Origin of the sequence: Variovorax sp. RO1 (assembly GCF_002849325.1) — a bacterium.
Taxonomy (GTDB): domain Bacteria; phylum Pseudomonadota; class Gammaproteobacteria; order Burkholderiales; family Burkholderiaceae_C; genus Variovorax.
In genome coordinates this window covers 2,216,544-2,229,633 of record NZ_PKMT01000001.1, presented here as the reverse complement: position 1 = coordinate 2,229,633, position 13,090 = coordinate 2,216,544, and the positions used below count along the sequence as shown (strand labels likewise).

General features: G+C 65.8%; 9 protein-coding genes. 4 read left to right on the top strand and 5 right to left on the bottom strand.

Annotated features, from left to right (window positions below; translation table 11 throughout):
* The first annotated feature begins 11 nt into the window (after positions 1 to 11).
* The gene (locus CY658_RS10585) at positions 12 to 803 is read left to right on the top strand and encodes an alpha/beta fold hydrolase (protein ID WP_257884814.1); all 792 of its coding nucleotides are present in this window, start codon (positions 12 to 14) and stop codon (positions 801 to 803) included.
* A gap of 4 nt (positions 804 to 807) precedes the next feature.
* On the opposite strand, the gene CY658_RS10580 is transcribed toward CY658_RS10585, so the two are convergent.
* Positions 808 to 1,941, bottom strand: coding sequence for a PQQ-dependent sugar dehydrogenase (locus CY658_RS10580; protein WP_101490044.1), 1,134 nt, complete (start codon positions 1,939 to 1,941; stop codon positions 808 to 810).
* Between the two features lie 241 nt (positions 1,942 to 2,182).
* Here CY658_RS10580 and CY658_RS10575 point away from each other — a divergent pair, with 241 nt between their 5' ends.
* Positions 2,183 to 2,758, top strand: coding sequence for a C40 family peptidase (locus tag CY658_RS10575; RefSeq protein WP_101490043.1), 576 nt, complete (start codon positions 2,183 to 2,185; stop codon positions 2,756 to 2,758).
* 86 nt (positions 2,759 to 2,844) lie between these two features.
* Here the strand turns inward: CY658_RS10575 and lpdA are convergent, their stop codons facing one another.
* The 4 genes from lpdA to aceE are packed head-to-tail and all read right to left on the bottom strand — an operon-like array spanning position 2,845 to position 9,683.
* On the bottom strand, positions 2,845 to 4,671 hold the full coding sequence (lpdA, locus tag CY658_RS10570) for a dihydrolipoyl dehydrogenase (protein ID WP_101490042.1): 1,827 nt from the start codon (positions 4,669 to 4,671) through the stop codon (positions 2,845 to 2,847).
* On the bottom strand, positions 4,668 to 5,261 hold the full coding sequence (locus CY658_RS10565) for an MFS transporter (protein WP_101490041.1): 594 nt from the start codon (positions 5,259 to 5,261) through the stop codon (positions 4,668 to 4,670). Before CY658_RS10565 ends, lpdA begins: the two co-directional genes overlap by 4 nt.
* Positions 5,258 to 6,904: a dihydrolipoyllysine-residue acetyltransferase gene (gene aceF / locus CY658_RS10560; protein ID WP_101490040.1), complete on the bottom strand. Its 1,647-nt coding sequence runs from the start codon at positions 6,902 to 6,904 to the stop codon at positions 5,258 to 5,260. The genes CY658_RS10565 and aceF overlap by 4 nt, the downstream gene beginning before the upstream one ends.
* Positions 6,905 to 6,953: 49 nt before the next feature.
* The gene (aceE, locus tag CY658_RS10555; RefSeq protein WP_101490039.1) at positions 6,954 to 9,683 is read right to left on the bottom strand and encodes a pyruvate dehydrogenase (acetyl-transferring), homodimeric type; all 2,730 of its coding nucleotides are present in this window, start codon (positions 9,681 to 9,683) and stop codon (positions 6,954 to 6,956) included.
* A gap of 183 nt (positions 9,684 to 9,866) precedes the next feature.
* On the opposite strand from aceE, the gene CY658_RS10550 reads away from it, so the two are divergent.
* Both CY658_RS10550 and CY658_RS10545 read left to right on the top strand, forming a co-directional pair.
* Positions 9,867 to 12,407, top strand: coding sequence for a PAS domain-containing sensor histidine kinase (locus CY658_RS10550; RefSeq protein WP_099790120.1), 2,541 nt, complete (start codon positions 9,867 to 9,869; stop codon positions 12,405 to 12,407).
* Positions 12,404 to 13,039, top strand: coding sequence for a response regulator transcription factor (locus tag CY658_RS10545; protein ID WP_056580071.1), 636 nt, complete (start codon positions 12,404 to 12,406; stop codon positions 13,037 to 13,039). Before CY658_RS10550 ends, CY658_RS10545 begins: the two co-directional genes overlap by 4 nt.
* Positions 13,040 to 13,090 lie beyond the last annotated feature (51 nt).

Sequence of the window (13,090 nt, the reverse complement as noted above, 5' to 3'; positions counted from 1 at the left end):
GGATGCAGACCTTGCCGCCCCTTCGCCGCCGCCTCGCCCTGCTCTTCGGCGCCGCCTCGCTGCTGCTGCTCGCCGGCTGCGGCGGGTTGCGGGCGGCCGAAGCGCCGATGGCCACCACGCTGGAAAAGAGCAGTTGCACCCGCAGCGCCGACACGCTGATCGTGCTGCTGCCCGGCGCGTACTCGGCGCCCGAAGAGTTCGTGCGCGAAGGCTTCATCGACGCGCTGAACGAGAACCGGCTCGCGGTCGACACCCTGCGCGTCGATGCCCACATGGGCTACTACCGGAACAAGACCATCCTCGACCGGCTGGAGCGGGAGGTGATCGCGCCCGCGCGCCGCCAGGGCTACAAGGCGATCTGGATCGCGGGCATCTCGGTCGGCGGTTTCGGCGGGCTGCTGTATGCCCAGACGCACCCCGGCGATCTCGCCGGCCTGATCGTGCTGGCGCCTTATCTGGGCGAACGCGTGCTGAGCCAGGACATCGCCAACGCCGGCGGCCTGTCGCGCTGGCGCGGTCCGCTCGACGCGCCGCCAGGCAGCGACCCGCGCACGCCGAGCGAAACGCAGCTCTGGCAATGGCTGCGCGGCTATGTCGGCCACACCCGCACGTTCGGCGATCGGCCGCCGCTGTATCTGGGCTACGCGCTCGACGACCGCTTTGCCTTCAGCCACCGCCTGCTGGCCGGGGCGCTGCCGGCGGAACGCGTGGTCACGACCGAAGGCGGGCACGACTGGCCCGAGTGGCGACGGCTCTGGCGCAGCCTGCTGCCGACGCTCCCGCTGCCGGGTTGCCCCGGCTGATCCTTCAGTTCGGCCGCAGGCGCAGCAGCTTGCCGTCGGACTCGTCGGTGAGCACGTAGAGCAGGCCATCCGGCCCCTGCTTCACATCGCGGATGCGGGCCCGGCCGTCCGCCAGCAGCTTGTGCTCGGCGACGACCTTGTCGTCCTTCAGCTCGATGCGATCGAGGTATCCGAACTTCAGCGAACCCACGAACAGGTTGCCCTTCCAGCCAGCGCCGTAGCGGTCGCTGGTCAGAAAAGCCATGCCCGAGGGCGCGATCGATGGCACCCAGTAATGCAGCGGCTGCTCCATGCCGTCCTTGCGGGTGATGCCCTCGCCGATCTTGCCGCCGCCGTAGTTCTCGCCATAGGTGATCACCGGCCAGCCGTGGTTGACGCCGGCGCGCGGGATGTTGATCTCGTCGCCGCCCTGCGGGCCGTGCTCCGTCATCCAGAAGCGGCCATCGGGCGCGAGAGCCGCGCCCTGTCCGTTGCGGTGGCCGTAGCTCCAGATCTCGGGCAGCGCGCCCGCCTTGCCGACGAAGGGGTTGTCTTTCGGCACGCTGCCGTCCTTGGCGATGCGCACCACCTTGCCGTGGTGGTTGTCGAGCGTCTGCGCATCATCCTTGCGGCTGAAGCGGTCGCCGAGCGTGAGGAACAGGTTGCCGTCGCGAGCTTCAACGATGCGGCAGCCGAAGTGTGCGCGGCTCGCGACCTTGGGCTTCTGGCTGAAGATGACCTTCAGTGCTTCCAGCTTCGTGCCGTCGGCCGACAGGCGGGCGCGCGCGAGCGCGGTGCTGTTGGCCGATCCGCCGGAAGCCTCCGGCTCGGAATAGCAGAAGTACAGCGTGCGGTTCTGCGCGAAGCCGCTGTCGGCCAGCACGTCGAGCAGCCCGCCCTGCCCGCCCGCCGCGACCGGCGGCAGGCCCTGGATCGGCGCGCCCAGCTTGCCGTCCGCCGCCACCAGGCGCATGCGCCCGGGCTTCTCGGTGACCACGAAACGGCCCTCCGGCAAGAAGGCGACGCCCCAGGGGTTCTCAAGACCGGAGGTGACGGTTTCGGTTCGCACCTGCGCCAGGGCCGCGCCAGCCAAGCCACAACCCGCGAGCACCACGAGGCGTCCCAGGGAGCGACGAAAGGAGAAATTTCGCAAGTTCATGAAGATTTCCTGAATTTGAGGCCATCTTGACAACAAATGGAACACACATGCCGACTTTTAAGACTGCAAAGTCATATCAACCGATGCGTTTACATTCGAATCCTTATGCTGCATAAACGTTCACCGTTACATTTTTTCTTCCGCCGGATCGAAAAAGTGCATGTAAATCAATGGTTTACGCACGCATTCAACAATTCAGATTAAATTGACATAACTGCGCGTCATCAATATCCTACGCGCCATGCGTTTTTTCGTCCTACCCGCGTCCCTCCTATTTGCCGTCGCTGTTCATGCGGCCCCTCAACAGGAAAAGACCGATGACGAGTTGGCACGAATGCTGGCCGACAAAGGCATCATCGGGCAGCTCAAGCAGGTTCGCCAAACCGTCACAGAGCGCACTTCCGACTTGGTGGTGACCGCCATCGGTTTCCTCGGCGTCCCCTACCGCCGCGGCGGCAACACCGCCGAATCCGGCTTCGACTGCAGCGGCTTCGTCCGCGCCATGTACAACCAGACCGTGGGCCACGTGCTCCCGCGCCGCGCCGAAGAGCAAGCCGCCGCCACCGAGAAGATCGACCGCAGCCAGCTCAAGCCCGGCGACCTCGTGTTCTTCAACACCATGCGCCGCACCTTCAGCCACGTCGGCATCTACGTCGGCGAAGGCAAGTTCATCCACTCGCCCCGCTCCGGCGCCCAGGTCCGCGTGGAAGACATGAACGGCAGCTACTGGCAGCGCCGCTTCGACGGCGCCCGCCGCGTGCTCAGCGGCCAGGGCGACGAGGTCAAGGCTGCGGCCATGGCCAACGCCAGCGACTGATTCGATTTCCCCGAATCCAGGACGAAAAAAATCCCGCCGCGGCGGGATTTTTGTGGGCGCTCGATAGGCGCCGTAGCGCCTCTCGATCAGGCCGCCTTCTTCACCGGCGGCAGGTCGGTACACGTTCCGTGCGCCACTTCCGCCGCCATGCCGATGCTTTCGCCCAGCGTCGGGTGCGGGTGGATGGTCTTGCCGATGTCGATCTCGTCCGCGCCCATCTCGATGGCCAGCGCGATCTCGCCGATCATGTCGCCCGCATGCGTGCCGACGATGCCGCCACCCAGGATGCGATGCGTCTCGGCATCGAACAGCAGCTTGGTGAAGCCTTCGTCGCGGCCATTGGCGATGGCGCGGCCCGAAGCCGTCCACGGGAAGTGGCCCTTCTTGACCTTGATGCCTTCGGCCTTGGCCTGGTCTTCGGTGAGGCCGACCCATGCCACTTCGGGGTCGGTGTAGGCCACGCTGGGGATCACGCGGGCGTTGAAGGCGGCGCTGGACAGCTCCTTGTCGCCCTTCTGCTCGCCGGCAATGACTTCGGCCGCCACGTGCGCCTCATGCACCGCCTTGTGCGCCAGCATGGGCTGGCCCACGATGTCGCCGATGGCGAAGATGTGCGGCACGTTGGTGCGCATCTGGATGTCGACCGGAATGAAGCCACGGTCGCTCACCGCGATGCCGGCCTTCTCGGCGCCGATCTTCTTGCCGTTCGGGCTGCGGCCGACGGCCTGCAGCACGAGGTCGTACACCTGCGGCTCCTTCGGTGCGTTCTCGCCCTCGAAGGTGACCTTGATGCCTTCCTTCGTGGCTTCGGCGCCGACCGTCTTGGTCTTGAGCATGATGTTGTCGAAGCGCGGCGCGTTCATCTTCTGCCAGACCTTCACCAGGTCGCGGTCGGCGCCCTGCATCAGGCCGTCGAGCATCTCGACCACGTCCAGACGCGCGCCCAGCGACGAGTACACGGTGCCCATTTCGAGGCCGATGATGCCGCCGCCCAGGATCAGCATGCGCTTGGGGTCGGTGCCCATCTCCAGCGCGCCGGTCGAGTCGACCACGCGCGGGTCCTTCGGCATGAAGGGCAGGCTCACCGACTGCGAACCGGCCGCGATGATCGCGTTGCGGAACTTGACGGTCTGCTTCTTGCCGGTGGTGTCCCAGCTCGTGCCCGACGTCTCTTCGACTTCCAGGTGGTACGGGTCGATGAAGTTGCCGACGCCGCGCAGCACCGTCACCTTGCGCATCTTGGCCATCGCCGTGAGGCCGCCGGTGAGCTTGCCCACCACCTTGTTCTTGTGGCCGAGCAGCTTGGCGCGATCGACCGTGGGCGCGGCGAAGCTCACGCCGAGGTCGGCGAAGTGCTTCACCTCGTCCATGACGGATGCCACGTGCAGCAGCGCCTTCGACGGAATGCAGCCGACGTTCAGGCACACGCCGCCGAGCGTGGCGTAGCGTTCGATGAGCACGACCTTCAGGCCGAGGTCGGCCGCGCGGAAGGCGGCCGAGTAGCCGCCGGGGCCGGCGCCGAGCACGACCACGTCGCACTCGACATCGACCTTGCCGCCGTAGCTGGACGCCGCCACGGGCGCCGCTGCGGCCGGAGCCGGTGCAGCCGCCTTGGGCGCGGGCGCAGCAGCCGCAGGTGCGGGGGCCGCAGCAGCCGGCGCAGGCGCAGCGGCCCCGTCGACTTCGAGTGTCAGCACGACCGACCCTTGCTTGACCTTGTCGCCGACCTTCACAGCCAGCGACTTCACCACGCCGGCTGCCGACGACGGAATTTCCATCGAGGCCTTGTCCGACTCGACCGTGATGAGCGACTGCTCGGCCTTGACCGTGTCGCCGACGTTGACCAGCACCTCGATCACCGCGACTTCGTCGAAGTCGCCGATGTCCGGCACCTTGATGTGTTGTTCGCTCATTTGGACACTTTCAGTTTGAGTGTGAGAACGTCGGCCGGCAGGGCCGAATTGCGATCGAATTCGCAGGCAGCGGCGATGCCCGCCTCCGCCACGTCGCGCGCGTTGCGCGACTTGTTGTCATAGGCCGCGTGCATGGCGCCGAGCGCAAAGCTGCGTCCCGAGCCGATGGCCCAGTACTGCTTGAACTCGAACACCTCGCGGTAGCTGTAGATGCCGTAGATGCCGCTCGGGTTGGCCAGCAGCATCGTGAACTGGCTCGACTCGTAGGGCTCGTGCTCGTCTTCCTTGGTCTGCATGAAGAACGAATCCTTCAGCACCGGATGCAGCCGCGTGAAGGTGTGAAACACCTCGTGCTTGCTGCCGAACTGCAGCGCCTCGCGCGGCTGGGCGGCCAGCGCATGCTGGAGCACCAGCTGGTGCGCGGCGGCACCCGCCACCGCGAACAGGCTCTGGCCCGCGGCATCCTCGACGGTGAAGATCTTCTGGTTCGCTTCGGCGTTGTGCGACATGCGCGTGTCGCCGAAGGTCACCAGCGAATCTGACGCCATCGTGACCTGACCGCCTTTGCGGACGGCCACAACCGTGGTCATAGCAGGATGCGGCGGTAGTCTGCGAGCACTTGCCCCAGGTAGGCGTTGAAACGCGCAGCCAGGGCGCCATCGATCACGCGGTGGTCGTACGACAGCGACAGCGGCAGCGTGAGACGCGGCACGAACTGCTTGCCGTCCCACACCGGCTTCATCTGACCCTTCGAGAGGCCGAGGATGGCCACTTCGGGGGCGTTGATGATGGGCGTGAAGTGCGTGCCGCCGATGCCGCCAAGCGAGCTGATCGACATGCAACCGCCCTGCATGTCGGCCGAGCCGAGCTTGCCGTCGCGCGCCTTCTTGGCGAGTTCGCCCATCTCGGCGCTGATCTGCAGGATGCCCTTCTTGTCGGCATCTTTCAGCACCGGCACCACAAGCCCGTTGGGCGTGTCGGCTGCGAAGCCGATGTTGTAGTACTGCTTGTAGACGAGCTGGTCGCCGTCCAGGCTGGCATTGAAGTCGGGGAATTTCTTCAGCGCCGCGACCACTGCCTTGATCACGAAGGCCAGCATCGTGACCTTGACGCCCGACTTCTCGTTCTCCTTGTTGGTGGAGACGCGGAAGGCCTCGAGCTCGGTGATGTCGGCTTCGTCGTTGTTGGTGACGTGCGGGATCATCACCCAGTTGCGGTGCAGGTTCGCGCCGCTGAGCTTCTTGATGCGCGACAGGTCCTTGCGCTCGACCGTGCCGAACTTCGTGAAGTCGACCTTGGGCCACGGAATGAGGCCCAGCGCCGCGCCGTCGCCACCACCGGCCGGCGCCTTGGCTGCCGAGGCCTTGGTGCTGGCCTGGCCGCTCATCACGGCCTTGGTGAAGTTCTGGACGTCGTCCTGCGTGATGCGGCCCTTGAGGCCGGAACCCCTGACCTCTTCGAGCGGCACGCCGAGTTCGCGTGCGAACTTGCGCACCGAGGGCGAGGCGTGCGGCAGGCTGCCGGTGGGGGCCGACGTCGGCTGGTGGGCCGGCGCAGCCGTTGCCGGTGCGGCGGCCGCCGGCGCAGGTGCGCTGGCGGTTGCTGCGGCGGGCGCAGCGGCCGCGGCCTGTGCCGGCGCGGGCGCCGGTGCTGCGGCAGCACCAGCGGCGCCTTCGAGCACCGCGATCAGGTCGCCGATGTTGACGGTGTCGCCCACCTTGACCTTGAGTTCCTTCAGCACGCCGGCGCCCGACGACGGAATTTCCATCGAGGCCTTGTCCGACTCCACCGTGATCAGCGACTGCTCGGCGGCGATGGTGTCACCCACCTTCACCAGCAGTTCGATGACCGCGACGTCCTTGAAGTCGCCGATGTCCGGCACCTTGATGTCGACCGGGCCCGATGCAGCAGCCGGCGCGGCTGCTGCGGGTGCAGGCGCTACAGCCGCCGGAGCGGGAGCCGCGGCCGCAGGCGCCGGGGCGGCGGCAGCCGCGCCCTCGGCCTCGACCACCAGCACCACCGAGCCTTGCTTGACCTTGTCGCCCACGGCGATCTTGATTTCCTTGACCACACCGGCCGTGGACGACGGGATTTCCATCGACGCCTTGTCCGATTCGACCGTGATGAGCGACTGCTCGGCCTTGACCGTGTCGCCCACCTTCACGAGCACCTCGATCACCGCGACTTCATCGAAGTCGCCGATGTCGGGCACTTTCACTTCCACTGCTGCCATATCGTTGTCTCCCGCCGTCAGGCGCCGTTCGTTCGTTGGTTGTTGATGTTCAAGCGTAGAGCGGGTTGACCTTGTCGACATTGATGCCGTACTTCTTGATCGCTTCCACCACCTTGGCCACCGGCACGGTGCCATCTTCGCTCAGCGCCTTGAGCGCGGCCACCACGATGTAGTGACGATTGATTTCAAAATGCTCGCGCAGCTTGGCGCGGAAGTCGCTGCGACCGAAACCGTCGGTGCCCAGCACCTTGTAGGTGCGACCCTTCGGCACGAACGGACGGATCTGCTCGGCGTAGGCCTTCATGTAGTCGGTCGAGGCGACCACCGGGCCGGTCGTGGCACCGAGCTGCTCGGCCACGAAGGGAACGCGCGGCGTCTGGTCGGGGTGCAGCAGGTTCCAGCGGTCGGCGTCCTGGCCGTCGCGGGTCAGCTCGTTGAAGCTCGGGCAGCTCCACACCGAAGCCGACACGCCCCACTCTTTCTCGAGCAGCTCTTGCGCGGCAAAGCTCTCGCGCAGGATGGTGCCGCTGCCGAGCAGTTGCACCGTCGGCGCTTCTTTCGCGCCCTTGGCGGCCTTGACCACCGGGCCCTGCTTGGACAGGTACATGCCCTTGATGATCTGCTCCTCGGTGCCGGGCTGCAGGCCGGGCATCGCGTAGTTTTCGTTGAGCAGCGTCAGGTAGTAGTAGACGTTGTCCTGCTTCTCGACCATGCGCTTCAAGCCGTGGTGCAGGATCACGCCGACTTCGTGCGCGAAGGTCGGGTCGTAGCTCACGCAGTTCGGGATGGTGTTGGCCAGGATGTGGCTGTGACCGTCTTCGTGCTGCAGGCCTTCGCCGTTCAGCGTGGTGCGTCCCGAAGTGCCGCCCAGCAGGAAGCCGCGGGCCTGCATGTCGCCAGCCGCCCAGGCCAGGTCGCCGATGCGCTGGAAGCCGAACATCGAGTAGTACACGTAGAACGGCACCATGATGCGGTTGTTGGTGCTGTACGACGTGGCCGCCGCGATCCAGCTGGACATGCCGCCGGCTTCGTTGATGCCCTCTTGCAGGATCTGGCCGGCCTTGTCTTCCTTGTAGTACATGACCTGGTCTTTATCGACCGGGGTGTACTGCTGACCGTGCGGGTTGTAGATGCCGATCTGGCGGAACAGGCCTTCCATGCCGAAGGTGCGGGCTTCGTCCACCAGGATGGGTACGACGCGCGGACCCAGGGCCTTGTCGCGCAGCAGCTGCGTGAGGAAGCGCACGTAGGCTTGCGTGGTCGAGATCTCGCGGCCTTCGGCCGTGGGTTCCATCACCGACTTGAAGACATCGAGCGAGGGCACCGTGAAGCTCTCGTCGGCCTTGGTGCGACGGTGCGGCAGGTAGCCGCCGAGGGCCTTGCGGCGCTCGTGCAGGTAACGCATTTCGGGCGTGTCGTCGGCCGGCTTGTAGAACGGCAGCTCGGCGATCTGGCTGTCGGGAATCGGGATGTTGAAGCGGTCGCGGAAGGCCTTAATGTCTTCGTCGCCGAGCTTCTTGGTCTGGTGGACCGTGTTCTTGCCTTCGCCGATCTTGCCCATGCCGAAGCCCTTGACGGTCTTGACGAGCAGCACCGTGGGCTGGCGCTTGTGGTTCTGGGCGGCGTGGAAGGCGGCGTACACCTTCTGCGAATCGTGGCCGCCGCGCTGCAGGTTCCAGACTTCGTCGTCGGTCAGGTGCTCGACCATCTTCAGCGTGCGCGGATCGCGGCCGAAGAAGTTCTTGCGCACGTAGGCGCCGTCGTTGGCCTTGAACGACTGGTAGTCACCGTCGTTGCACTCCATCATGATCTTGCGCAGCGCGCCGTCATGGTCCTTCTCGAGCAGGGCATCCCAGCCCTTGCCCCAGATCAGCTTGATGACGTTCCAGTTGGCGCCGCGGAACTCGCCTTCGAGCTCCTGGATGATCTTGCCGTTGCCGCGCACCGGGCCGTCCAGACGCTGCAGGTTGCAGTTGATGACGAAGATCAGGTTGTCGAGGTTCTCGCGCGCGGCCAGGCCGATGGCGCCGAGCGATTCGACTTCGTCCATTTCGCCGTCGCCGCAGAACACCCACACCTTGCGGTCCTCGGTGTTGGCAATGCCGCGGGCGTGCAGGTACTTGAGAAAGCGCGCCTGGTAGATCGCCATCAGCGGGCCCAGGCCCATCGACACCGTGGGGAACTGCCAGAACTCGGGCATCAGCTTCGGGTGCGGGTAGCTCGACAGGCCCTTGCCGTCGACTTCCTGGCGGAAGTTGAGCAGCTGGTCTTCGGAGAGGCGGCCTTCCAGGTAGGCGCGGGCGTAGATGCCGGGCGACACGTGGCCCTGGATGTACAGCAGGTCGCCGCCGTGGTTTTCGCTCTCGGCGCGCCAGAAGTGGTTGAAGCCGGCGCCGAACATGCTGGCCAGCGAGGCAAAGGAGCCGATGTGACCGCCGAGGTCACCGCCTTCGGGCGGGTGGATGCGGTTGGCCTTGACCACCATCGCCATGGCGTTCCAGCGCATGTAGGCGCGCAGGCGTTGTTCGATCTCGAGGTTGCCGGGGCTGCGAGCCTCCACGCCGGGCTCGATGGTGTTCACGTAGCCGGTGTTGGCCGAGAACGGCATGTCGACGCTGTTCTGGCGCGCATGTTCAAGCAGTTGTTCGAGCAGGAAGTGCGCCCGCTCGGGCCCCTCGCTCTGGATGACGGAAGACAGTGCATCCATCCATTCACGCGTTTCCTGGGCGTCCGCATCGTTTGCGGCCGAGCCGAACAGGTTCTCGGGATTTGCCGACATGCTTGTCTCTCCTTTTAGGGCTGTGGCTGTAATTTAGTGCGCTGGGCACCGAGCGCGCCGGAGTTTCGCATAGAAGTTTCCCTATTTCAAATAGTGCTTGTTGATTTCTTAATATGAAATATCAATGCAGCACGTCCCCCGCAGGGCCTCTTCGCCGGGAGGGCCATCACCTAAACTCCGCGCATGCCCCTCTCCTCCCCGCTCGCGGTCGCCCGCAGTGCCGTCAAAGCCTCGCCGCTGTCCTGGTGGCGCACGTGGTGGCGCAAGCAGACGCCCGTGCTGCAGGACGCCGTCGCGATGCTCGCGCCGATGGCGGCCGTGCTGTTGTTTCTCGCGGCCATCGTGTCAGCGTTCTGGTACCTGCGCACTGAAGAAGTCGAGCGCGAGCAGGAGTCGGTGCGGCGCGACGTCGAGTACGCGCAACAACGCATGCGCCTGCGCTTGCTGGAGCGGCAGGAACAGCTGATGCGCATCGCGCGCGATGCCTCCAACCGCGAGATCGACCCGGTCGAATTCACGAGCCGTGCCGAGTCGCTGGTGAGCCAGTTCCCCGAGCTGCAGACCATCAGCTGGATCGACGACCGGCGCCGCTTCAAAGCCGGTTATGCCGCGCCCAGCGTCCACCCGGCACAGCAGCACCTGATCGGCGACGTGCTGCGCCCCGGCGACATCGAGAGCAACTACGCGCTGGCGCGCGAGCTGCGCCAGCCGGTGTACTCGCAACCCGTGGCCGGCGGCGAACCCGCCGCGATGCTGCAGCTGCACATTCCGCTGTTCGACCAGGGCCTGTTCGCGGGCGTGGTGCTCGGCGAGTTCTCGATCGACGGCCTGCTGCGCTACGGCATGCCTTCCGAAGTGCAGGCGCGCTACGCCGTCTCGCTGCTCGACGCCAAGGGCAACGTGATCGCCGGCAACACCACGCCGCTGAAGAACAGCGGCACCCGCCTGCTGCCCTGGACCGAAGCCACCAACGAATACGAAGTGCCGGTATCACCTGTCGGCAACGCGCTGATGCTGCGCGCCCAGGCCTACCGCACCTCGCAGGGCGTGGTGGGCAACGGCCTCTTCTGGCTCGTGTGCGCGCTCAGCGTGATGACCAGCTGGATGCTGATCGGCACCTGGCGCCACACGCGCCGACGCCTGCAGGCGCAGCAGCGGCTGGTGGCCGAAACCAACTTCCGCCGTGCGATGGAAAACTCCATGCTGACCGGCATGCGCGTGCTCGACCTGCAAGGCCGCATCACCTACGTGAACGCCGCGTTCTGCGCCATGACGGGCTGGAGTGAAGACGAGCTGGTCGGCCAGACGCCGCCCTTCCCGTACTGGCTCGAATCCGACCGCGAGGTGATGAACGAGCGCCTCGAAGAAGAACTGCACGGCCGCGCCCTGCCCGGCGGCTTCCAGGTGCGCGTGAAGCGCAAGAACGGCAGCGTCTTCAACGCGCGCCTGTATGTGTCGCCGCTGATCGATGCGCGCGGCCACCAGACCGGCTGGATGACGTCGATGACCGACATCACCGAGCCGACGCGCATCCGCGAGCAGCTGTCCGCCTCGTACGAACGCTTCACCACCGTGCTCGAAGCGCTCGATGCCGCCGTGTCGGTGGCGCCCATCGGCAGCGAAGAGCTGCTGTTCGCCAACAAGCTGTACCGCCTGTGGTTCGGCTCTGACACCGTGGGCCACCTGGGCATGGTGGCGCAGGCCGGCGTGCCGCCGTCGAACGCGCACGACGAGGGCCTGGACGACGTCGATCCCTACGCCGGCCTGCCGATCGACACCCTGACCGCCGCGCAGACCGCGAACAACGAAATCTTCGTGCCGCACCTGGGCAAGTGGCTCGAGGTGCGCTCGCGCTACCTGACCTGGGTCGACGGGCGCCTGGCGCAGTTGGTGATCGCCACCGACATCACGCCGCGCCGCGACGCCGAAGAGCAAGCCGCCGCCCAGGCCGACAAGGCCCAGGCCGCGAGCCGCCTGATCACCATGGGCGAAATGGCCTCCAGCGTGGCACACGAGCTCAACCAGCCGCTCACCGCCATCGCCAACTACTGCAACGGGATGATGTCGCGCATCAAGGGGCAGACGATCGACAACGACGCCCTGCTTGCCGCACTCGAAAAAACCTCGAAGCAGGCGCAGCGCGCGGGCCAGATCATCCAGCGCATCCGCTCCTTCGTGAAGCGCAGCGAGCCCAACCGCACGCCGGCCGACGTTGCCACCATGGTGAGCGAGGCGGTCGAACTCGCGGGCATCGAGCTGCGCCGGCGCAACGTGCGCCTGAACCACTACGTGGCCGCGCGGCTGCCGGTGGTGCGCGTCGACCCGATCCTCATCGAGCAGGTCATGGTCAACCTGCTGAAGAACGCGGCCGAATCCATCGACATCGCCGACCGCCCGCTGGCGCGCCGCAGCGTCGAACTGCGCGTGCTGCCCAAGGTGATCGAGGGGCAGAATGCCATCGAGTTCTCGGTGCAGGACACGGGCAAGGGCCTCTCGCCAGAGGTCATGGACCGGCTCTACGAGGCCTTCTTCTCCACCAAGCCCGAAGGCATGGGCATCGGGCTCAACCTGTGCCGCACCATCGTCGAGTCGCACCGCGGCCGGATGCAGGCAGAGAACATCTACAATGGCCCGGATGTGATCGGATGCCGTTTTTCCTTCTGGATTCCGGTGTTGGACGCTATCAGTTCCGTAGCAAGCGACGAGGCAAAGGTACCTGCATGAGTTTGATTCCGAAGAAGGGCACGGTCTATGTCGTCGATGACGACGAAGCCGTCCGCGATTCACTGCAATGGCTGCTCGAAGGCAAGGACTACAGAGTCCGCTGTTTCGAGTCCGCCGAATCCTTTCTCTCCCGATACGACCCGCGCGAAGTCGCCTGTCTGATCGTCGATATCCGCATGGCCGGCATGACCGGCCTCGAATTGCAGGATCGACTGATCGAACGGCGTTCTCCGTTGCCGATCGTGGTCATCACCGGCCACGGCGACGTGCCGATGGCGGTCGACAGCATGAAGAAGGGCGCGATGGATTTCATCCAGAAGCCCTTCAACGACGAAGAACTCGTGTCGCTGGTCGAGCGCATGCTCGAACACGCACGCGGCGCCTTCACGCAGCACCAGCAGTCGGCCAGCCGCGACGCACTGCTGTCCAAGCTCACCGGCCGCGAGGCCCAGGTGCTCGAGCGCATCGTTGCCGGCCGCCTGAACAAGCAGATCGCCGACGACCTGGGCATCAGCATCAAGACGGTGGAGGCGCACCGCGCCAACATCATGGAAAAGCTCAACGCCAACACCGTGGCCGATCTGCTCAAGATCGCGCTCGGGCAAGCGGCTCCAGCCGCCAAGGCCTCCTGAGCTGCAGCTATCCCTCCGATAGCCACGCACCTTCCCCACGCCTGCGCAAGC

Bases quoted from the DNA above. Each gene is read 5' to 3' on its own strand.
- aceF (WP_101490040.1), bottom strand. From the start codon at position 6,904: ATGGCAGCAGTGGAAGTGAAAGTGCCCGACATCGGCGACTTCGATGAA.
- lpdA (WP_101490042.1), bottom strand. From the start codon at position 4,671: ATGAGCGAACAACACATCAAGGTGCCGGACATCGGCGACTTCGACGAA.
- CY658_RS10565 (WP_101490041.1), bottom strand. From the start codon at position 5,261: ATGACCACGGTTGTGGCCGTCCGCAAAGGCGGTCAGGTCACGATGGCG.
- CY658_RS10545 (WP_056580071.1), top strand. From the start codon at position 12,404: ATGAGTTTGATTCCGAAGAAGGGCACGGTCTATGTCGTCGATGACGAC.
- CY658_RS10550 (WP_099790120.1), top strand. From the start codon at position 9,867: ATGCCCCTCTCCTCCCCGCTCGCGGTCGCCCGCAGTGCCGTCAAAGCC.
- CY658_RS10575 (WP_101490043.1), top strand. From the start codon at position 2,183: ATGCGTTTTTTCGTCCTACCCGCGTCCCTCCTATTTGCCGTCGCTGTT.
- aceE (WP_101490039.1), bottom strand. From the start codon at position 9,683: ATGTCGGCAAATCCCGAGAACCTGTTCGGCTCGGCCGCAAACGATGCG.
- CY658_RS10580 (WP_101490044.1), bottom strand. From the start codon at position 1,941: ATGAACTTGCGAAATTTCTCCTTTCGTCGCTCCCTGGGACGCCTCGTG.